General features: G+C 72.7%; 15 protein-coding genes. 7 read left to right on the forward strand and 8 right to left on the reverse strand.

From position 1 onward, the window contains the following. Window positions 1-72: 72 nt before the first annotated feature. Window positions 73-2,805 carry a GNAT family N-acetyltransferase gene (locus tag ACFC1R_RS16570; RefSeq protein ID WP_375939196.1) on the reverse strand — a complete coding sequence of 911 codons (2,733 nt, stop codon included), beginning with the start codon at window positions 2,803-2,805 and terminating at the stop codon, window positions 73-75. A 519-nt stretch (window positions 2,806-3,324) separates the two neighbouring features. On the opposite strand from ACFC1R_RS16570, the gene ACFC1R_RS16575 reads away from it, so the two are divergent. Then, window positions 3,325-3,603 carry an HPr family phosphocarrier protein gene (locus ACFC1R_RS16575; RefSeq protein WP_045305556.1) on the forward strand — a complete coding sequence of 93 codons (279 nt, stop codon included), beginning with the start codon at window positions 3,325-3,327 and terminating at the stop codon, window positions 3,601-3,603. 290 nt (window positions 3,604-3,893) lie between these two features. On the opposite strand, the gene ACFC1R_RS16580 is transcribed toward ACFC1R_RS16575, so the two are convergent. Further along, window positions 3,894-4,805 (reverse strand): glutaminase, encoded by a 912-nt coding sequence (locus tag ACFC1R_RS16580; RefSeq protein WP_375939078.1) that lies wholly within the window; start codon window positions 4,803-4,805, stop codon window positions 3,894-3,896. Between the two features lie 340 nt (window positions 4,806-5,145). Between ACFC1R_RS16580 and ACFC1R_RS16585 the strand changes: the two genes are divergently transcribed. After that, window positions 5,146-5,691, forward strand: coding sequence for an FHA domain-containing protein (locus tag ACFC1R_RS16585; protein WP_375939080.1), 546 nt, complete (start codon window positions 5,146-5,148; stop codon window positions 5,689-5,691). Between the two features lie 76 nt (window positions 5,692-5,767). Here ACFC1R_RS16585 and ACFC1R_RS16590 read toward each other — a convergent pair whose 3' ends face one another. From ACFC1R_RS16590 to ACFC1R_RS16600, 3 genes are all read right to left on the reverse strand, one after another. Then, on the reverse strand, window positions 5,768-6,961 hold the full coding sequence (locus ACFC1R_RS16590; protein ID WP_375939082.1) for an RtcB family protein: 1,194 nt from the start codon (window positions 6,959-6,961) through the stop codon (window positions 5,768-5,770). 337 nt (window positions 6,962-7,298) lie between these two features. Further along, a complete protein-coding gene (locus ACFC1R_RS16595; RefSeq protein ID WP_375939198.1) occupies window positions 7,299-8,666 on the reverse strand; it encodes a M16 family metallopeptidase in 1,368 nt (455 codons plus the stop codon). Window positions 8,667-8,758: 92 nt separating this feature from the next. Further along, complete coding sequence (locus tag ACFC1R_RS16600; RefSeq protein WP_375939084.1) at window positions 8,759-10,087, reverse strand: M16 family metallopeptidase; 1,329 nt, start codon at window positions 10,085-10,087, stop codon at window positions 8,759-8,761. A gap of 303 nt (window positions 10,088-10,390) precedes the next feature. Between ACFC1R_RS16600 and ACFC1R_RS16605 the strand changes: the two genes are divergently transcribed. Further along, complete coding sequence (locus ACFC1R_RS16605) at window positions 10,391-12,853, forward strand: DNA topoisomerase (ATP-hydrolyzing) subunit A (RefSeq protein WP_375939086.1); 2,463 nt, start codon at window positions 10,391-10,393, stop codon at window positions 12,851-12,853. A gap of 190 nt (window positions 12,854-13,043) precedes the next feature. Then, window positions 13,044-13,943: a sucrase ferredoxin gene (locus ACFC1R_RS16610; protein ID WP_375939088.1), complete on the forward strand. Its 900-nt coding sequence runs from the start codon at window positions 13,044-13,046 to the stop codon at window positions 13,941-13,943. 51 nt (window positions 13,944-13,994) lie between these two features. Here the strand turns inward: ACFC1R_RS16610 and ACFC1R_RS16615 are convergent, their stop codons facing one another. From ACFC1R_RS16615 to ACFC1R_RS16625, 3 genes are read right to left on the reverse strand one after another with little or no spacing between them, the layout of a single operon-like run. Continuing rightward, the gene (locus tag ACFC1R_RS16615; RefSeq protein ID WP_375939090.1) at window positions 13,995-15,050 is read right to left on the reverse strand and encodes an ABC transporter substrate-binding protein; all 1,056 of its coding nucleotides are present in this window, start codon (window positions 15,048-15,050) and stop codon (window positions 13,995-13,997) included. Window positions 15,051-15,091: 41 nt separating this feature from the next. After that, window positions 15,092-15,952 carry an ABC transporter permease gene (locus ACFC1R_RS16620; RefSeq protein WP_375939092.1) on the reverse strand — a complete coding sequence of 287 codons (861 nt, stop codon included), beginning with the start codon at window positions 15,950-15,952 and terminating at the stop codon, window positions 15,092-15,094. Then, the gene (locus ACFC1R_RS16625; RefSeq protein ID WP_375939094.1) at window positions 15,942-16,760 is read right to left on the reverse strand and encodes an ABC transporter ATP-binding protein; all 819 of its coding nucleotides are present in this window, start codon (window positions 16,758-16,760) and stop codon (window positions 15,942-15,944) included. Before ACFC1R_RS16625 ends, ACFC1R_RS16620 begins: the two co-directional genes overlap by 11 nt. 373 nt (window positions 16,761-17,133) lie before the next feature. On the opposite strand from ACFC1R_RS16625, the gene ACFC1R_RS16630 reads away from it, so the two are divergent. The 3 genes from ACFC1R_RS16630 to ACFC1R_RS16640 all read left to right on the forward strand — a co-directional run bounded on the left by ACFC1R_RS16630 (window position 17,134) and on the right by ACFC1R_RS16640 (window position 20,148). Beyond that, a complete protein-coding gene (locus ACFC1R_RS16630) occupies window positions 17,134-18,840 on the forward strand; it encodes an ATP-binding protein (protein WP_375939096.1) in 1,707 nt (568 codons plus the stop codon). After that, the gene (locus ACFC1R_RS16635; protein WP_375939098.1) at window positions 18,837-19,526 is read left to right on the forward strand and encodes a response regulator; all 690 of its coding nucleotides are present in this window, start codon (window positions 18,837-18,839) and stop codon (window positions 19,524-19,526) included. The genes ACFC1R_RS16630 and ACFC1R_RS16635 overlap by 4 nt, the downstream gene beginning before the upstream one ends. A gap of 214 nt (window positions 19,527-19,740) precedes the next feature. Next, a complete protein-coding gene (locus ACFC1R_RS16640; RefSeq protein ID WP_375939100.1) occupies window positions 19,741-20,148 on the forward strand; it encodes a hypothetical protein in 408 nt (135 codons plus the stop codon). The last annotated feature ends 81 nt before the right edge of the window (window positions 20,149-20,229 follow it).

The raw sequence follows: 20,229 nt of genomic DNA on the forward strand, positions 1-20,229 counted from the left end.
AAGCGGTCGGCACTGGCCGGGCTTCCGGCCTTCCGCGCCCGCGGGGGATCTGATGGGCGCAACCAAGGAAGGTTACAGGGTGCTCATGGCGCGCGGGCCCAGATCGGTGCGGACCGGGAGCGGGGCGATCCGGACGCGCGCCTCCAGGACCGCAAGGCCGTGCGGGGCGACGACCACGGGTTCGAGGTCCACCGAGGCGACCTCGGGGAGGTCGTCGACCAGCCGGGAGACCCGCAGCAGCAGTTCCTCCAGCGCGTCGGTGTCCACCGGGACGGCACCGCGCCAGCCGAACAGCAGCGGGGCGGCCCGCACCTCGCGGATCAGCGAGGCGACGTCGCGGTCGGTGGCGGGGATCAGCCGGTGCGCGACGTCGCCGAGCAGTTCGGCAGGGGCCCCGGCCAGACCGAAGGAGAGGATCGCACCGACTCCCGGGTCCACGGTGGCGCCGATCACGGTGTCCACCCCGCGCGGGGCCAGCCGCTGGACCACCGGGCGGACCCGTTCGGCGCCGCCGAGCAGGGCGTCCAGTTCCCGGTAGGCGCGGCGCAGCCCGGCCTCCCCGGTGAGGTCGAGCCGTACGCTGCCGAGGTCCGGCCGGTGGCGCAGGTGCTCGGCGGTGGCCTTGAGCGCGACCGGGTAGCCGAGGGCGGCGGCGGCCCGGACGGCGCTCTCCTCGTCGGGCGCGGGCAGGGTCGGCACGACGTCGATGCCGTAGCACGCGAGCAACGCGGCGGCCCGGTCGTCGGGAAGGGTGCGCCATGTCCCGGCTGGACCGGCGGCACCGGCTGAACCGGCGGGCCGGGACGGCGCGGCGGCCGGACGGGTCCGGAGCGCCTCGGTGATCAGCGCACGGGCGCCGGCCTCGTCGATCCGCTCGAACTCGGGTACCCGGGCGGTCTGCTCGGCCTCGGCGGTACGGCGGCGCCAGTCGGCGTAGTGCACGGCCTGGGTGAGCGCGTCGACGGCCCGTTCGGGCCTCGGGTAGGCCGGGATGCCCACCAGGCGCAGCCGCCGGGGCAGTTCGGTGAGCGCCAGGTGCACCAGCAGCAGCGGCTTGCCCAACTCGGCCGCCCGCGCGCCCGCTTCGGTGAGCGCCTCGGCGAACTCGGGCTCGTCGGCGCCGAGGTCGCGGGTGACCGCGGTCTGCGCGGCGATCGGCGGGATGGCGACGGCGACGACAGCGTCCACGGCCGGGTCGGCGAGCGCGGTCTCCAGGGCGATCCGGAAGTTCTCCCCGGTGGCGGCCGTGGTGAGGTCCACCGGGGTGCGCGGGCGCAGCCCCGCACCCAGACAGGCGTCGTAGGTGAGCAGGCCCAGCGAGTCGGAGTTGCCGACCACCGCGACCCGGTCGCCGGCCGGCAGCGGCTGGGCGGCGAGCAGTTCGCCGGTGTCGAGCAGCTCGGTGATGGTGTCCACCCGCAGCACCCCGGCCTGCCGGAAGAGCGCGTCCACGGTGGCGTCCTGGAGCCCGCCGACGGCGGCCTGGACGGCGTGGCCCGGCGGCAGGCTGCCGGTGTGCCGGGCGCCCTTGACCACCACCACCGGTTTCGTCCCGGCCAGGCGGCGGGCGATCCGGGTGAACTTGCGCGGGTTGCCGAAGGACTCCAGGTAGAGCAGCACCACCTCGGTGGCCGGGTCCTCCTCCCAGTACTGCAGCCAGTCGTTGCCGGAGACGTCTGCCCGGTTGCCGACCGAGGCGAAGGAGGAGATGCCCATGCCCCGGCGGTGGGTCGCCTCCAGCAGGGCCACCCCGACCGCGCCGGACTGGCAGAACAGCCCGAACGGTCCGCGCTCGGGCAGCACGGGTGCCAGCGAGGCGTTCAGCGGCTGCCCGGGATCGGTGTTGAGCAGGCCGAACGCGTTCGGGCCGATCACCCGCATGCCGGCGGCGCGGGCCTGGCGGACCAGCGCGCGCTGCCGGTCCCGGCCCTCCGGGCCGGTCTCGGCGTACCCGGCGGTGACCACCACCAGGCCCTGCACACCGTGCGCTCCGCACTCGGCGACCGCCTGCGGGACGGCGGGCGCGGGCACCGCGATCACGGCGAGGTCGACCGGGCCCTCGATCTCCAGCAGCGAGCGGTGGGTGGGCACCCCGTCCAGTTCGGTGCCGGGCGGGGCCTTGCGGTTCACCGCGTACACCGGGCCCCGGAAGCCGGCGAGGTTGCGCACCAGCGCCCGGCCGACCGACTGCGGGCTGCGGGACACCCCGAGGACGGCCACCGAGCGCGGGGTGAGCAGCCGCTGCACGGACCTGGCCTCGGCGCGGTGCTCGCGGGCGCGCATCACCGCGAGCGAGGCGGCGGTCGGCTCCAGGTCGAACTCCAGGTGGACCACGCCGTCGGCGAAGCTGCGCCGCTGGACGTAGCCGGCGTCGGTGAAGACCTTCACCATCTTGCGGTTCTCCGGCAGCACCTCGGCGGTGAACCGGCGGATGCCGCGCTCCTGGGCGACCGCCGCGATGTGCTCCAGCAGTGCGGAGGCCACCCCGCGGCCCTGGTGGGCGTCCTGCACCAGGAAGGCCACCTCGGCGTCGGTCCCGGAGGCCGAGGGGCGGCCGTCGGGGTCGATCCGGTCGTAGCGGACGGTGGCGATGAAGCGGTCCCTGACCACCACGGCCAGTCCGACGCGGTTGACGTAGTCGTGGTGCGTGAAGCGCCTGACGTCCCGGTCGGAGAGCCGCGGGTACGGGGCGAAGAAGCGGAAGTACTTCGACTGGTCGGAGACCTGCTCGTAGAACTCCACCAGCCGCTCGGCGTCGGTCGGCGTGATCGGGCGGATCCTGGCCGTACCGCCGTCGCGCAGCAGGACGTCGGCCTCCCAGTGCTGCGGGTAGCTGTGCCGGTCCTCGTCGGACTGCTCGCCCCCGGGCCGCTGCCCGGCTGCGGGAGACTGGGCGGCGGGGGGCTGCGCGGCGTCGGCGGGGGGCTGCGCGCTGTTCGGCTGCGAGGGCCGGGGGTCGTCCACAGTCGCCAGGTTATCCGGCAGCGAGCAGCTCGGCTCAGGCCGTACCGGCCCGGCCGGGTGGGGCCGAAGGTCCCGGGGCCGCACGCGGACGGGGGCTCGGCGGACCGGGCGGCGGACGCGGTGGCGGACGGGACGACAGGCAGGACGACAGGCAGGACGGCGGGCAGGACGGTGGACAGGACGGAAGTCGGAACGGCGGGCGGGCCTCGGCGGGGCCGTTCGGCCCCGTCCTGCCCTCGTTCGGTCCCGTTCCGTCCCGTTCGGTTACGGGTCGCGGACGCGGCGGTACGGGAGCCTTCCGCGCATGCAACACTGGTCTAGACAACATAAGCAACCAGCACCACCTGAAAGGCACGTCTCATGGCTGAGCGCCGCGTCACCATCGGTTGGGCCGAGGGCCTGCACGCCCGTCCCGCCTCCGTCTTCGTCCGCGCGGCCACCGCCGTCGGCGTGCCGGTCACCATCGCCAAGGAGGGTGGCACCCCGGTGAACGCCGCCTCCATGCTGGCCCTGCTCGGCCTCGGTGCCCAGGGCGGCGACGCGGTCGTCCTCGCCTCGGACGCGGAGGGTGCCGACGCAGCCCTGGACCGCCTCGCCAAGCTGGTCCAGGAGGGCCTCGACGAGCTGCCCGCCGCCTGACCCGGCAGCACCGAACCAGGACGTGCCACCGCCGCCCGGCCACCGGACCCCATCCGGAGCCGGGCGGCGGTGGCGCACCCTCCCGCGTACGCCTCCGGCGGGCCCCGGCCGGGCGCCACCGCGAACCGGCCCACCCCGTGCACGGACGCGGACAAGGACGCGGCCGCGCCGCAGCCGCCTGGCGCCAGGCCGTCCGGCGCCCGCTACCCGCTACCCGCTACCCGCTACCCGCTACCCGCCAGACAGTGCCCGGCGGGTACGGCCGTCACGGGGAGAAACGTTCCCGCAGGTCAGAAAACCGACCACCCTGTCGCCGTGGTCAGCGCGTCCAGCGCCGCCACCCCCAGCACCGAGTTGCCCGCCGGGTCCAGCCCCGGGCTCCACACGCACACCGCGCCCCGTCCCGGCAGCACCGCCAGCACTCCCCCGCCGACCCCGCTCTTGCCCGGCAGTCCCACCCGGAACGCGAAGTCACCCGCCGCGTCGTACGTCCCGCAGGTCAGCAGCACCGCGTTGATCCGCTTCGCCTCACTGCGCGTCAGCAGCCGCGACCCGTCGGCCCGCAGACCGTGCCGGGCCAGGAACCGTCCGACCAGTGCCAGGTCCCGGCAGCTCGCCGCGATCGCACAGTGCGCGTAGTAGTGCGCCAGCACGCTGTCCACCGGATTGCGCAGGTTGCCGTAGCTCGCGATGAAGTGCGCCAGCGCCGCGTTCCGGTGACCGTTCCGCGCCTCCGAGGCCGCCACCGTGTCGTCCGTACCGATCGTCGCGTTGCCCGACTCCGCGCGCAGGAACTCCCGCACCGCACCCGCGGCGTCCCCCGTCAGTTCCAGCAGCCGGTCCGTCACCACCAGCGCACCCGCGTTGATGAACGGGTTGCGCGGAATACCGTGCTCGGTCTCCAGCTGCACCAGTGAGTTGAACGGATTGCCCGACGGTTCCCGTCCCACCCGCTGCCACAGACCGTCCCCGCCCTCCGCCAGCGCGAGCGCCAACGTGAACAGCTTCGAGACGCTCTGGATCGAGAACGACTGTTCCCAGTCGCCCGCTCCGTACACCTCACCGTCCACCGTCGCCAGGGCCATCCCGAACGACTCCGGGTTCGCCTCCGCCAACGCCGGTATGTAATCGGCCGGCCGCCCCCGCTCCGGGGCCCGGCGGGCGGTGGCCATCGCATCGTGCAACAACTGCTGGTAGTCCACCCGGCCATTCTGCCGGGCCTGTCCGGAGGGTGAAATTCCCGGGCGCCGCCGGGCCCCGCACAGGCCGGACGAAATGAGCACACAACCCCGGCAGGCCAGGCCCCGGCACCCGGCACCCGGCACCCGGCACCCGGGAACGTCCCGTCCGGGCCGCCCCCGTCCGTTCGTACGGACCGCCCGCCGACCCCGGTGCCACCGCGACCGCCGTAGTCCACCTACGGCGCCGCAACGCACTGCTCGGCGCCGTCGCCGGCACCGGTGCCCGCATGGCGGCCGACCACCCGCTCCGGGCGCCCGCCGCTTCTGGACACCTCGTGCCGGAGCGACCGACAATTCCAGCATGGCGCTTCCAGAGATCCGCACCCAGGTTTCCCGGCCCACCGAGGCCGAACGGGACCGCGCGGTCTCCGTCCTTCGCGAGGGCGTCGGCAACGGCAGGCTCTCGCACGACACCTTCCTCGGCCGGCTCGAACTCGTCCTCTCCGCCCGCAGCCGGGCCGAACTCGACGCCGTCCTCAGCGACCTGCCGCACGACGCCCGGCTCCCCGGCCTGCTGCTGCGCACCGTCGGCCGGCTCTCCGCCTTCCGCGCGCGCCTCCGCGGTGCCTGGCAGACCGAACAGGCACCCGGCCTCTGCCTTCCCGCCCCCGGTGACCAGCCCGTCCTGATCGGCCGCGTCCCCGGCTCCGACCTGCGACTCACCGACAGCTCGGTCTCCCGCCGGCACGCCGAACTCCGCCACCAAGCCGACGGGTGGACCCTCTACGACCTCGGCTCCACCAACGGCACCCACGTCAACGGGCTGCGCATCATCGGCGCCGTCCGCGTCCGCCCCGGCGACCTGGTCACCTTCGGCACCGTCAGCTTCCGCCTGGCGACGGCCTGATCCCCGCCCGGCCCGTGGGCACCGGCGCCGCACGGCGCGGGCCGGGGTGCGCGTGTCGCGCACCCCGGCCCGGGGCTCAACCCTTCACACAGACCACCTGCTTGAGGTGGGCGACCACCTCGACCAGGTCCTTCTGCTGTTCCATGACCTTCTCGATCGACTTGTAGGCGCCGGGGATCTCGTCCACCACCCCGCTGTCCTTGCGGCACTCGACGCCCCTGGTCTGCTCCGCGAGGTCCCGCGCGGTGAAGCGCTTCTTGGCGGCGGTGCGGCTCATCTTCCGACCGGCGCCGTGCGAGGCCGAGTTGAAGGCCGCCTCGTTGCCGAGGCCGCGGACGATGTACGAACCGGTGCCCATCGAGCCCGGGATGATCCCGAAGTCGCCCGAACCCGCCTTGATCGCGCCCTTGCGGGTGACCAGCAGGTCGACGCCGTCGTACTGCTCCTCCGCCACGTAGTTGTGGTGGCAGCTGATCACCTCCTCGAAGGTGACCCGCGCCTTCGGGAACTCACGGCGGACGACGTCCTGGAAGAGCGCCATCATGATCGCGCGGTTGTTCTTGGCGTACTCCTGCGCCCAGAACAGGTCCTGGCGGTAGGCCGCCATCTGCGGAGTGTCCGCGATGAACACCGCGAGGTCGCGGTCGACCAGCCCCTGGTTGTGCGGCAGCGAACGCGCCACTCCCATGTGATGCTCCGCCAGCTCCTTGCCGATGTTGCGCGATCCGGAGTGCAGCATCAGCCAGACCGCGCCGGTGTCGTCCAGGCACACCTCGGTGAAGTGGTTGCCGGAGCCGAGCGTCCCCATCTGCTGCATGGCCCGCTCACGCCGCCACTTCACCTCCTGCGCCACCCCGTCGAAGCGGTTCCAGAAGTCGTCCCACCCAGCGGTCTGGAACCCGTGCAGCTTGCGCGGGTCCACCGGGTCGGAGTGCATTCCCCGGCCGACCGGGATGATCTGCTCGATCTTCGACCGCAGCCGGGACAGGTCGTCCGGCAGGTCCCCGGCGGTCAGCGAGGTCTTGACCGCACTCATTCCGCAGCCGATGTCCACGCCGACGGCCGCCGGGCAGACGGCACCCTTCATGGCGATCACGGAGCCGACCGTGGCGCCCTTCCCGAGGTGGACGTCGGGCATCACGGCGAGTCCGTGCAGCCACGGCAGGGAGCTGATGTTGCGCAGCTGCTGCATGGCCTGGCCCTCGACGGTGGCCGGGTCGGTCCACATCCGGATCGGGACACGGATGCCGGGTACCTCGGTGTACGACATGGTTGAACGACCTCCAAAGGTCGGCTGGTTCAAGCCTAGGTGTGGTGTGCTGCCACGCGAAGCTTCCGGCGTGGCTCGGGGAAGACCTGGGTGCCGCAGAAGGCGCGGCTCAGACGGAACGGCGTCGGAGCCGGGGCGATCGTGGGGAGCGCCTGCCGTCCGTGGTGGGCTCGACCCGCATGGTGATCGCCTCCTCTCCTGTGTGGTCCGTACGGTGTTGCGGGGCTATCTACCCACGGCGCGCCGGGGGCACGCAAGGAAATAAACGCGGGTGGGCCCGGCGGAGCTGATGCTCCGTCGGGCCCACCGGGTGGGACTGGGCCTCGAGGCCGGGAGGTCAGGAGGCGACGACGGTGACCTCGCCGATGCCGAGCTCCCTGACCTGGTCGGCGATGACGCCGGCGTCCCCGACCAGGACGGTGACCAGCCGGTCGGGCGGGAAGGCCGCGACGACGGCCTCGGTGGCAGCGTCGGTGCCGAGGACGGCCAGCTGCCGGTAGACCTCGGCCTGGTAGTCGTCCGGCAGGTACTGCTCGACCTGGTCGGCGAGGGTGACCGCGACGGAGCTGGCGGTCTCGTACTTGAGCGGGGCGACACCGACGAGGAACTGGACGGCGTCGTCGCGTTCGGCGTCGGTGAGGCCCTCGGCGGCCAGGGTGCGCAGGATGGTCCAGGTGTCGGCCAGGGCGGGGGCGGTGGACTCGGTGTCCACCGAGCCGCTGATGGCGAGCAGCGCGCGGCCGCTGCCGTCGGCGGCGGAGCGCAGCGGCTGGGCGAAGGCCCGGACGCCGTAGGTGTAGCCCTTCTCCTCGCGCAGGACCTTGTCCAGGCGGGAGGTGAGGGTGCCGCCGAGGCAGTAGGTGCCGAGGATCTGGGCGGCCCAGCCGGGGTCGTGGCGGTCGGGGCCGATCCGGCCGATGAGCAGCTGGGTCTGGACGGAGCCCGGCCGGTCGACGATGACGACCCGGCCGAAGTCGTCGGCGGTGACGGGCGCGTGAACGCTCAGGTCGGCGGCGGTGCCGGTCCAGCTGCCGAGGGTGTCCTCGAGCAGCGGGAGCAGGTCCGTCCCGGCGAGGTCGCCGACGACCACGACGGTGCTGGTGGCGGGCCGGACGTGGGCCTGGTAGAAGGCCTGGACGGCGGCGCGGGTGATGTTCTTGACGGTTTCGGCGGTGCCGTTGCGCGGGCGGGAGAGCCGGTCGGCGTCCGCGAACAGGGTGGCGTAGAGCGCCTTGGCGGCCCGGCGGGCGGGGTTGGCCAGCTCGTGGACGATCTCGTCGAGGCGGTTGGCGACCAGGCGTTCGATCTCGTCCTCGGGGAGGGCGGGGGCGCGCAGCGCGTCGGCCAGCAGCGTGAGGCCGCGTTCCAGCCGGGAGGCGGGGACCTCCAGGGAGACCCGGATGCCGGGGTGGTCGGCGTGGGCGTCGAGGGTGGCGCCGGCCCGTTCGAGTTCGGCCGCGTACTGCTCGGCGTCGAGGGTGTCGGTGCCGACGCTGAAGGCGCGGGCGAGGATGCCCGCGATGCCGTCGAGGTCGGCGGGTTCGACCGCGAGCGGGGCGTCGAGGAGGACCTCGACGGCGACCAGCTGCTGGCCGGGGCGGTGGCAGTGGAGCACGGTGAGGCCGTTGCCGAGGGTCGCGCGCTCGGGCGCCGGGAAGGCCCACGGGGTGGGGGTGCCGGGGGTGGGCTGGGGGTGGAAGGTCATGGTGGGGGTGTAGTCGCTCACGCCGCCCTCCTCGCTGCGCTCGGTGGTGGCTTCGCCGGGTGCTGCACTCATGGTTCGCTCGCTTCGCTCGGTCATTCTGCCGTCGCCTCCTCGGTGTCGTCGGCGGCGGCGGTGGTCGGCTCGTAGACCAGAACGGCGCGGTTGTCGGGCCGCAGGCGGGCCGCCGCGACGGCCTTGACCTCTTCGGCCGTGACGTCGAGGACCTTGGTGAGCGCGGTGTTGAGCAGCTTGGGGTCGCCGAACAGGACGGCGAAGCGGCAGAGTTCGTCGGCCCGGCCGGCCACGGTGGTGAGGCGGTCGAGCCACTCGCGCTCGATCTGGGCCTGGGCGCGCTCGAGTTCCTCGGGCGTGGGGCCGTCGGCTGCGAAGCGGGCGAGCTCCTCGTCGACGGCGGTATCGATCTGCTGGATGGTGGCGTCGCCGGAGGTCTTGACGTCGAGCCAGCCGAGCGAGGGCGCACCGGCCAGCCGGAGCAGGCCGAACCCGGCGGCGACGGCGGTGCGGTCGCGGCGCACCAGGCGGTTGTAGAGGCGGCTGGACTCGCCGGAGCCGAGGATGGTGAGGGCGAGGTCGGCGGCGTCGGCCTCGCGGGTGCCGTCGTGCGGGAGCCGGTAGGCGGCCATCAGCGAGCGGGAGGGGACGTCCTCCTCGACGAGTTCGCGGATCTCGCGGCCGATGGTGTCGGGGAGGGTGCCGTCGCGCGGGGGCTGCTTGCCGTCGTGCGCGGGGATGGTGCCGAAGTACTTCTCGACCCAGGCGATGGTCTGCTCGGGGTCGAGGTCGCCGACGATGGCGAGGACGGCGTTGTTCGGCGCGTAGTAGGTGCGGAAGAAGGCCCGCGCGTCCTCGAGGGTCGCGGCGTCGAGGTCGGCCATCGACCCGATGGGGGTGTGGTGGTACGGGTGGCCGTCGGGGTAGGAGAGCGCGGTGAGCTTCTCGAAGGCGGTGCCGTACGGGACGTTGTCGTAGCGCTGGCGGCGCTCGTTCTTGACGACGTCCCGCTGGTTCTCCATGGAGGCGTCGTCGAGGGCGGCGAGCAGCGAGCCCATCCGGTCGGCCTCCAGCCAGAGCGCGAGCTCCAGCTGGTGGGCGGGCATGGTCTCGAAGTAGTTGGTGCGCTCGAAGCTGGTGGTGCCGTTGAGGGAGCCGCCGGCGCCCTGGACCAGTTCGAAGTGACCGTTGTTGGAGACGTTGGCGGAGCCCTGGAACATCAGGTGCTCGAAGAGGTGGGCCAGGCCGGTGCGGCCCTTGACCTCGTGGCGGGAGCCCACGTCGTACCAGAGGCAGACGGCGGTGACGGGGGTGAGGTGGTCCTCGGAGAGCACCACGCGCAGGCCGTTGGCCAGGCGGTGTTCGGTGATGGCGAGGCCTTGGGTGGCGGCGGGGGCCGGGTTGGCCATGCGTTTGGGGTCCTTCCCGTCTTCGACTCTGGTCGGGGCACGTAACCGTGTCCCCATTGTGGTCCAACGCGCGGGACGCCGGGATGTGTCCATGTTCCCGGGGCGTTCGCCAGGGGCGGAAGAGCGGCCCCGGGACGGGATCGGGGTGGCCCTTGACGGTGGCTGTCGGCGGGAGGGTCCACAATGGGGGGCGCCGTGCCCCCGTACGGTTCGAGTCAGTTATCACAGGATTGACGCAGCCGACCGAGCAACCGACCGAGCAGCCGACCGAGCAGCCGACAGACACAAGGGAGCCCAGCCGCGATGGCCCGCCGTAGTTCGCCCACCCCGCCACCCGGAGATTTCGAGGAGCGGATCCTCGATGTCGACGTGGTCGACGAGATGCAGGGTTCCTTCCTGGAGTACGCCTACTCGGTGATCTACTCGCGTGCCCTGCCGGACGCGCGGGACGGCATGAAGCCGGTGCACCGCCGAATCCTCTACCAGGCCAACGAGATGGGCCTGCGCCCGGACCGGGCGCACGTGAAGTGCGCGCGTGTGGTCGGCGAGGTGATGGGTCGGCTGCATCCGCACGGTGACGCGTCGATCTACGACTCGGTGGTGCGCATGGCGCAGCCGTTCTCGATGCGGCTGCCGCTGATCGACGGTCACGGGAACTTCGGTTCGCTCGGCAACGACGATCCGCCGGCCGCGATGCGGTACACGGAGTCGCGGCTGACGGCGGCGTCGATGGCGATGGTGGAGTCGATCCACGAGGACACCGTCGACTTCGGGCCGAACTACGACGGCAGCGAGCAGGAGCCGACGGTGCTTCCGGCGGCGTTCCCGAACCTGCTGGTGAACGGCGCCTCGGGGATCGCGGTGGGCATGGCGACGAACATGCCGCCGCACAACCTGTCCGAGGTGGTGGCGGCCGCCCGGCACCTGATCAAGCACCCGAACGCGGACCTGGAGACGCTGATGCGTTTCATCCCGGGTCCCGATCTGCCCACCGGTGGGCGGATCGTGGGGCTCACGGGCATCCGGGACGCGTACGAGTCCGGCCGTGGCACGTTCAAGATCCGGGCGACGGCCTCGGTGGAGAGCGTCACCGCGCGCCGCAAGGGCATCGTGGTCACCGAGCTGCCGTACACGGTGGGTCCGGAGAAGGTGATCGCCAAGATCAAGGACCTGGTGGGCGCGAAGAAGCTCCAGGGCATCGCGGACGTCAAGGACCTGACGGACCGTGAGCACGGGCTGCGCCTGGTGATCGAGGTGAAGAACGGCTTCGTCCCCGAGGCGCTGCTGGAGCAGCTCTACAAGCTGACGCCGATGGAGGAGACCTTCGGCATCAACAACGTGGCGCTGGTGGACGGCCAGCCGCTGACGCTGGGCCTGAAGGAGCTGCTGGAGGTCTACGTCGACCACCGCTTCGAGGTGGTGCGGCGGCGCAGCGAGTTCCGGCGGCGCAAGCGGCAGGAGCGGCTGCACCTGGTCGAGGGCCTGCTGGTGGCGCTGGTCGACATCGACGAGGTCATCGCGATCATCCGCTCCAGCGACAACGCCTCGCAGGCGAAGGACCGGCTGATCGAGCGGTTCTCGCTGTCGGAGACGCAGACCGCCTACATCCTGGACACCCCGCTGCGGCGGCTGACCCGGTTCGACCGGGTGGAGCTGGAGGAGGAGCAGCAGAAGCTGAACGCCGAGATCGCCGAGCTGACCGAGATCCTGGAGTCGGACACCAAGCTGCGCAGCGTGGTCTCGAACGAACTGGGCGCGGTGTCCAAGCAGTTCGGCACCGAGCGGCGGACGGTGCTGCTGGAGGCGGGCGCGGTGCCGGCCGCGGCGCTGTCGGTGCCGCTGGAGGTGGCGGACGATCCGTGCCGGGTGCTGCTGTCCTCGACCGGTCTGCTGGCGCGGACGGCGGACGGCGAGCCGCTGGAGCTGGCTGAGCCCTCGGGGAAGCGGGCCAAGCACGACGTGGTGGTGTCGGCGGTGCCGGCCACGGCGCGGGCCGACGTGGGCGTGGTGACGTCGGCCGGCCGGGTGCTGCGGCTGCCGGTGATCGATCTGCCGGCGCTGCCGCCGACGCCTTCGCTCTCGCTGGCGGGCGGTGCCCAGGTGAGCGAGTTCCTGCGGCTGGACGACGGCGAGCGGGTGCTGGCGCTCACGACGCTGGACGAGTCCTCGCCGGGTCTGGCACTGGGCACGGTGCAGGGCGTGGTGAAGCGGGTGGTGCCGGAGTGGCCGGCGAACAAGGACGAGTTCGAGGTGATCGCCCTCAAGGAGGGTGACGAGCTGGTCGGTGCCGTGGAGCTGCGGACCGGCGAGGAGGACCTGGTCTTCATCACCTCCGACGCGCAGCTGCTGCGCTACCAGGCGAACCAGGTGCGTCCGCAGGGCCGTCCGGCGGGCGGCATGGCGGGGATCAAGCTGTCGGACGGCGCACGGGTGCTGTCGTTCACCGCCGTGGATCCGGCCGTGGACGCGGTGGTGGTCTCGGTGGCGGGCGCGTCGGGGACGCTGACCGGCGAGGCGCAGTCCTCGTGGAAGGTGACCCCGTTCGAGCAGTACCCGCGCAAGGGCCGGGCGACGGGCGGCGTGCGCTGCCAGCGCTTCCTGCGCGGTGAGGACGCGTTGGCGTTCGGCTGGGCGGGTGCGGCTCCGGCACTGGCCGCGGCGGCCGGCGGGGCACCGGTGGAGCTGCCCGAGCGCGACCCGCGCCGGGACGGCTCGGGTACGCCGGTGTCGAAGCCGATCGTGGCGGTGGCGGGCCTGGCCTGGTGACCCGGGCGTGATGCGGGCCGGGCAGGGCCCGGGGGCGCGACCGGCCGCGTCCCCGGACCCTGCCCGGCTGCCGTCCACGGTCGGCGGCCAGGTCGGCATGGTTCGGCATGGCGTCACCGTCCGACGGGCCCGGGCGGGCGCCGAAACGCCCGCCGCCACCGCATGATCGCCCGCGGGTAGGGTTGCCGGCGTGAGCACCTGTACGACACTGTCGCGCGAACTGACCGAGCCGCTGGCCGCCACCGCCGCGACGGCCACCACCTGGCTGCTGATCGAGCAGAACGGGCCGTGGGGCGCGAAGGCGCTCACCGAGAGCCACCTCGACCGCGGGACCGGCCGGGCCCTGGACGCGGCCTGCGCGGGCACCGGGGTCCGGATCGCACTGATCCGCCGCCCCGGCCGGCACGCGGACTGCCTGCCGGCGGTGGGGCACGAGGTGATCGTGGCCCACACGGCACCGGGCCGCTCCTGGGTGCGGCGGGCCGCCGTGGCGGATCCGGCGGAGCTGCTGGGCCTGGACTTCACCGCGCTGGGCGGCGGTGAGCACGGCGGGTTCGGCACCGCCCACACCGGCGGCCCGGTCGCGCTGGTGTGCACCAACGGCCGCCGGGACCGCTGCTGCGCGCTGCTGGGCCGCCCGCTGGCGGCGGAACTCGCGGCGGCCGGGCACAGCGAGGTCTGGGAGGTGACGCACCTGGGCGGCCACCGCTTCTCGCCGACGATGCTGGTGCTGCCCTACGGCTACGCGTACGGGCGGCTCACCCCGGAGAGCGCCAAGGAGGTGCTGGCGGCGACGGCCGCGGGGAGCACGCTGCCGGAGTGGTCGCGGGGCCGCTCGTACTGGGACCGTCCGGGCCAGGCGGCGGAGCACGCCGTACGGCTGCTGACCGGCGAGACCTCTGCCGAGGCCCTGACGGTCCGCCGGAGCGGCGAGCGGGTCGAGGTCCGGCACACGGACGGACGCCGCTGGCTGGCCGAGGTCGCCGAGCGGGCGAGCGAGCCGGCCCGCCCGGAGAGCTGCGGGAAGGCGCCCGGCACGCCGTCCCGGATGGACGTGGTCTCGCTCCGGGAGGTCCGGCAGCAGCCGTGACGGCCCACCACCCGCTGTCCGGAAGGTGTCGGGCCGCCACGGCTCCCGGGCTCAGCCGGCCTTGCTGACGAACTCCGTCGTGTAGGTCCGGCCGAGGTCGATGGAGCCCTCCTTGCCCTTGACGTCCGGGTGGAAGGCGCCGAGCACGGCGAGGACGGTCGCGGGCCCGTCGGACGGCATCACCCCGTCGGTGGTGAACATCGGCAGGGTGGCCTTGATCGCCTCCGCGTACTGCTCGGCACCACCCTGGGCGTAGTCGGCCGGCATCTTGGCGGCGATCTCGGCGGGGGTGTGGGCGGACATCCACTTGAGGGTCTTGACGAAGGCGTCGGCCAGCCGCTGGGTGGTGTCCCTGTTCCGGTTCACCCAGTCGGTGTTCATGTAGAGCGAGGAGGACGGGTAGAGCCCGCCGAGTGCGGCGCGCGAGCCCTCGGGGGTGCGCATGTCGTAGAGCACCGTGCCGATCTTCTTGTCCAGGAGGGTGGCCACGGTCGGGTCGGTGGTCATCCCGGCGTCGATGCTGCCCTGCTGCATGGCGGCGATGAAGGTCTGTCCCGCACCGACCGAGATCGGGCTGAACTCGCTCACCGCGACACCGTTCTTGACGGCCAGGTACTTGGTGAGGAAGTCGGTGGAGGAGCCGATGCTCGTGACACCCAGCTTCCTGCCCTTGAAGTCGGCAGCGGTTCTGATCGCGTCGGCCTGCTTGGCGGAGACCACCTCGACCTCGCCGGGTGCCTGCGCGAACTGCACCACCGACTCCACGTTCTTGCCCTTGGCCTGCAGGTCGATGGTGTGGTCGTAGAAGCCGACGGCCCCCTGGACGTCCCCGGCGAGCAGCGCGGTGGTGGCGTTGACCCCGGCGGGCTCGCTCATCAGCTCGACGTTGACCCCGGCCTCGGCGAAGAAGCCGAGCCGTTGGGTGAGCATCGCGGGCAGGTAGATGACCTTGTCCAGGCCGCCGACCATGATCTTCACCTTCGGACCGTCGACGCCGGGGCCCGCGGGGGCGGCCCCGGTGTGCGAGGAGGTGGCCGCGTCGTTGGCGCAGGCGGTCAGGGGCAGGAGCAGCACGGCGGCGACGGCGGCTGCGGCGGTTCTGCGCATGGAATGGCCTTTCTTGGCGGAGTGGTTCGGCGCGAGGGGGTTCAGCGGCCGTCGCCTGAGTCGGCGGGCTTCCACCGGAACAGGCGCTTCTCGGCGAAGGTGAGCAGGCCCTCGGTGAGCAGCGCGACCACGGCGAGGATGGTCATCGCGGCGTACACGCCGGCCGCGTTGAAGGTGCCCTGGGCCGCCGCGACCAACAGGCCGAGGCCCTTGGTGGCGCCGATGTACTCGCCGACGATGGCGCCGATCAGGGCGAAGCCGAAGCTGACGTGCAGGCTGGTGAAGATCCAGGTGGTGGCGGCGGGGACGACCACCTGCAGGGTCACCTGCCGGTCGCGGGCGCCCAGGATGCGCGCGTTGGCGACCAGGTTGCGGTCGACCTCGCGGGCACCCTGGAAGGCGTTGAAGAAGACCGGGAAGAAGACCAGCACGACGGCCGAGGCGACCTTGGAGGCCGGTCCGAGACCGAACCAGATCAGGAAGATCGGCGCGAGCACGATCCTCGGTATCGCGTTCAGCACCTTGATGTACGGGCCGAACACGTCCGCGAGGAAACGGATCCGGCCGAGCGCGATTCCGAGCAGCACACCGCCGACCACTCCGATGACCCAGCCGGTCAGCGCCTCGTAGAGGGTGTAGCCGATCTGTTCGCCGAGCGAGCCCTGCGCGGTGCCGTGGGTGATCCACTGCCGGATCTGGTCCCAGATCCGGGACGGCTGGGAGAAGTTGAAGGGATCGACGACCTCGGTGCGGGCCGCCAGCTCCCACAGTCCGAGGAAGGCGGCCAGCACTCCGGCACGCGCCGCGTACACGGTCAACTTCCGGTTGCGGGCAGCCCGTTCGCGCACCTCGGTACGGGTGGTCGCGGCGGCGGGGGTACGGGCGGCACTCTCAAGCGGCACGACCCGCTCCTCTCTCACGGGTGATCCGCACCTCTTCGCCGAGCGAGGCCCAGATCTCGCGGTACAGCTCCACGAAGCGGGGCTCCAGCCGGACGGCCTCGACGGTGCGCGGACGGGGCAGGTCGACGGTGAAGATCTCCTTGACGGTGGCGGGGCCCGCCGTCATCACCACCACCCGGTCGGCGAGGGCGATGGCCTCGTCGAGGTCGTGGGTGACGAAGACGACCGAGGAGCCGGTACCGGCCCACAGTTCGAGCAGCTGGTCCGACATCAGCGCCCGGGTCTGCACGTCGAGCGCCGAGAACGGCTCGTCCATCAGCAGGATCTTCGGGTCGTTGACGAAGGTCTGGGCAAGTGCGACGCGCTTGCGCATGCCGCCGGAGAGCTGGTGCGGGTAGCGGTCCTCGAAGGCGGCCAGGCCCACCCTGCCCAGCCAGTCCCTGGCCCGCGCACGGGCCTCGTCGGCGGGCACACCCCGGAAGCGCGGACCGGCCGTCACGTTGGACAGCACGGTCCGCCAGGGGAAGACCGCGTCCTGCTGGAAGACGAAACCGACCTGCGCGTTGATCCCCTCGACCGGCACCCCGGCCACCCTGACCTCGCCCTCGGTCGGCTCCTCCAGGCCGCTGACCAGGGTCAGCGTGGTGGACTTGCCGCAACCGGTCGGCCCGACCACGGCCACGAACTCGCCCTCGGCGACAGTGAGGTCGAGGTCCCGTACGGCGGTGTGCAGGACGCCCGAGGGTGTCCTGAACCGCTTGGTCGCACCGGTCAACTCGATCGCCGGCACTGTTCCAGCCTGTTTCATCGGCCCTCGTCTCGTCCTGGTTCCGTGCTGTGCTCCGGGAGGCTAGGAGCGGGCGGGGGGCCGGCGGGAGTCTTGCGGGCGTACTGCGGCTTTCGGGCGTTGAGGGCTGTTCTGCTCGTTTTGCTTCCGCTACAACAGCGGAGCAGGGCTGACAGAAACACGGCCGAAACATAGGGTGTGCGTCCCGCACCCGACTGCTAGGCGCTGCCCGGCGGGGCGACCCCTCAGCGGCGCGAGGAGCCGCGTGGACGACCCTGCACCCGCGCGGCGGGCGCGTCGCACCGGCCCCGCGCCCCGGACGGTGCGACCGGGGCAGTCCGGCGACACCGGGGGCAGGCCCGGCGACAGGGGCAGGACGAGAGGAGAGCCAGCCATGAGGCGTCCGCACTGGCCCCGCCGGGTCTTCGCCCAGCTGCTGCTCAGCCAGACGGTGGTCACGGTCGGCGTCACCACCGTGACGGCCGGGCTGTTCCTGGCCCCGGTCAGCCGCGAGCTGGACCGCGACGCGATGCAGCGGGCACTGTCGATAGCCCAGTCCACGGCCGCCGACGAGTCGATCGCCCGAGCAGCGGCCGCCCGGGACACCGCGGCCGTGCAGCGCAACGCCGAGCAGATCCGCCTCGCCACCGGTGCCAGCTTCGTGGTGGTGACCGACAGCACCGGCATCCGGCTCTCGCACACCGACCCGGCGAAAATCGGACAGCGGGTCTCCACCGACCCCGGACCGGCGCTGCACGGCGAGAACGTGACGGCGATGCAGGAGGGCACCCTGGGCCGCACCGCGCGCGGCAAGGTGCCGCTGCGACTGGCCGACGGCCGGATCGTCGGCGAGGTCTCGGTCGGGATCAGCGACGACTCGATCCGCCGCCGGCTGCTGGGCATGGTCGCGGGCATCCTGCTCTGCGCGGGCGCCGGACTGGCCGCCGGCACGGTGGCCACCCTGGTACTGGCCCGGCGCCTGAAGCGGCGCACCCACAACATCGCCGTCGCGGACATCTCGGCGCTGCTGGTCGAACGCGAGGCGATGCTGCACGGCATCCGCGAGGGCATGGTCGCGCTGGACGCACGCGGGCGGATCCGACTGGCCAACGACGAGGCCGTCCGGCTGCTCGCCCTGCCCGAGGAGTGCACCGGCCGCCCGATCGACGAAGTGCTGCCGCCCGGCCGGCTGGCCGAGGTGCTCACCGGACGGACCGAGGGCGCCGACCTGCCGGCCGTCCGCGACGACCGGGTGCTGGTGGTCAACCGGATGGCCACCGCCGACGGCGGCGCCGTGGTCACCCTCCGGGACCGCACCGAACTCGAGTCGCTGGTCCGCGAACTGGACAACACCCGCAGTCTCACCGAGGCCCTGCGCGCCCAGGACCACGAGCACGCCAACCGTCTGCACACCCTGCTCGGCCTGCTGGAACTCGGCCGCTACGAGCAGGCGGCGGAGTTCGTCTCCGAGCAGTCGGGATCGCACGCCGCCCTCGCGGCCCGGATCGCCGAGCAGGTCCAGGACCCGCATGCCGCCGCATTGCTGGCGGGCAAGGCGGCGGTGGCCGCCGAACGCGGCATCCGGCTGACCGTCACCCCAGACAGCCATCTGCCGGACACGGCTGTCGACCCGCGCGCCGTGGTGACCGTCCTCGGCAACCTGGTCGACAACGCGCTGGACGCGCTCGCCGACGGCACGGTCGAGGTCGCCCTGCGGGCGAGCGGCGCCACCCTGCTGATCGAGGTGGCCGACAGCGGGCCCGGCGTCCCGGCCGAGCTGCGCGAGCGGATCTTCGAGGAGGGCTGGAGCAGCAAGGACGCACCCGCGCACCGTCCGCGCGGCCTCGGGCTGGCCATGGTCCACCGCCTGGTCGAACGCGGCGGCGGACGGATCGAGGTCGGCGGGGGCCCGCTCGGCGGCGCCCGGTTCACGGTCCACCTGCCCGAGGCCCTGCACGCTCCCACCGCCGAACCGGCCCCGTCCTGCTGCGCGCCCGCTCACCGTGCGCCGGGTGCCGGTGGGGACGCGGGCCCGCCGACGCCCGAACGCCCGCGCTCCCAGCCGCAGGCCGTGACCCCCGTGCTCGTGGAGGCACCGTGATCGACGTACTCGTGGTGGACGACGACTTCCGGGTGGCCGAGGTGCACGCCGCCTACGTGGCGAAGGTCCCCGGCTTCCGGGTGACCGGCCGGACGCACAGTGCTGCCGAGGCACTGGCCGCCCTGGAACGCCGACCGGTCGACCTGGTCCTGCTGGACCACCACCTGCCCGACGAGAACGGCCTGGCCCTGGTCCGCCGGATGCGCACGGCCGGAATCGGCTGCGACGTGATGATGGTGACCGCGGCCAGGGACGTCTCCACCGTGCACGCCGCGATGCAGCACGGCGCGCTCCAGTACCTGGTCAAGCCGTTCACCTTCGCCGGCCTGCGGGAGAAGCTGGTCGCCTACGCGCAGCTGCGCCACGCACTGGCCGGGCCGGCCGCGCGCGAGACCTGCCAGGACGAGGTGGACCGGATGTTCGCCACCATGCGCAGCGCCGCTCCCACCGCCACCACCCTCCCCAAGGGCCACTCGGCGCCCACCACCGACCTGGTGCTCGGTGTGCTCAGGCGGGCCGGGTGCCCGCTCTCCGCCCAGGAGGTCGCCGAGCGGTCCGGGCTGAGCCGTTCCACCGCCCAGCGCTACCTGAAGCAGCTGGAACGCGACAACCGCCTGCGGCTGAGCCTGCGCTACGGCGACACCGGCCGCCCCGAACACCGCTACGTGCTGCCGTCCCGCGGCTGACGGCCGCCGACCGGAGAACGCAGCCGATAGGCCGCCGGCCGAGATCGACGGTCAGCGCCCGACGCGGACCTGACAGAAATGCTCGAAACCGATTACTCTTCTCACACCACCCGGTCACCAAACGTGACGTAACCCATAGTGACAGCTGCGTTACACGGATGAAACAGTCGACAGCGCAAGCACATCCGGCTCTGATTCAAAGGAGAACAGTGCCATGATCTCGCGTATCGCAGGTCTGGTCGTGGGTACGGCGGCAGTCCTGGCTGCGGCGGCAGGCCCCGCACTCGCCGCCCCGACGACCCCGGAGGCCGTCAAGCCCTCCTGTCTGGCGGCCCTGAACCGGCCCTGCGCCTGGCAGCAGCCGAACACCACGGGTGCCGGAATCATCGGTTCGGCCCGGGTCGACGCCGTCGACGACCAGCTGACCATGCTCCGGGTGGAGGTGAAGATCCAGCGCGCCTGGGGCAGCCCCTGGCAGACGGTCGCCTCGTCCACCATGATCCGCAGCGGGTCGATACTGCTGTCCACCCCCGCGGTGGTGACCGACTACCGCACCATGATCTGCGCCACCGGCGGCCCGGCGGAGAGCGCCGAGCAGCAGGTCACCACCTGTACCCGCTGACGCGCCGGGGGCGCGGGGCGGACCACCCCGGGCGTGCGCCCCCGGCGCCACCACCGGGGGACGAGCCTGGCGCTTAAACAC

Origin of the sequence: Kitasatospora sp. NPDC056138 (genome assembly GCF_042264695.1) — a bacterium.
Classification (GTDB): Bacteria; Actinomycetota; Actinomycetes; order Streptomycetales; family Streptomycetaceae; genus Kitasatospora.

Coding starts and splice junctions, on each gene's coding strand:
- ACFC1R_RS16605 (WP_375939086.1), top strand. CDS start 10,391: ATGGCCCGCCGTAGTTCGCCCACCCCGCCACCCGGAGATTTCGAGGAG.
- ACFC1R_RS16625 (WP_375939094.1), bottom strand. CDS start 16,760: ATGAAACAGGCTGGAACAGTGCCGGCGATCGAGTTGACCGGTGCGACC.
- ACFC1R_RS16595 (WP_375939198.1), bottom strand. CDS start 8,666: ATGACCTTCCACCCCCAGCCCACCCCCGGCACCCCCACCCCGTGGGCC.
- ACFC1R_RS16585 (WP_375939080.1), top strand. CDS start 5,146: ATGGCGCTTCCAGAGATCCGCACCCAGGTTTCCCGGCCCACCGAGGCC.
- ACFC1R_RS16640 (WP_375939100.1), top strand. CDS start 19,741: ATGATCTCGCGTATCGCAGGTCTGGTCGTGGGTACGGCGGCAGTCCTG.
- ACFC1R_RS16590 (WP_375939082.1), bottom strand. CDS start 6,961: ATGTCGTACACCGAGGTACCCGGCATCCGTGTCCCGATCCGGATGTGG.
- ACFC1R_RS16630 (WP_375939096.1), top strand. CDS start 17,134: ATGAGGCGTCCGCACTGGCCCCGCCGGGTCTTCGCCCAGCTGCTGCTC.
- ACFC1R_RS16600 (WP_375939084.1), bottom strand. CDS start 10,087: ATGGCCAACCCGGCCCCCGCCGCCACCCAAGGCCTCGCCATCACCGAA.
- ACFC1R_RS16575 (WP_045305556.1), top strand. CDS start 3,325: ATGGCTGAGCGCCGCGTCACCATCGGTTGGGCCGAGGGCCTGCACGCC.
- ACFC1R_RS16615 (WP_375939090.1), bottom strand. CDS start 15,050: ATGCGCAGAACCGCCGCAGCCGCCGTCGCCGCCGTGCTGCTCCTGCCC.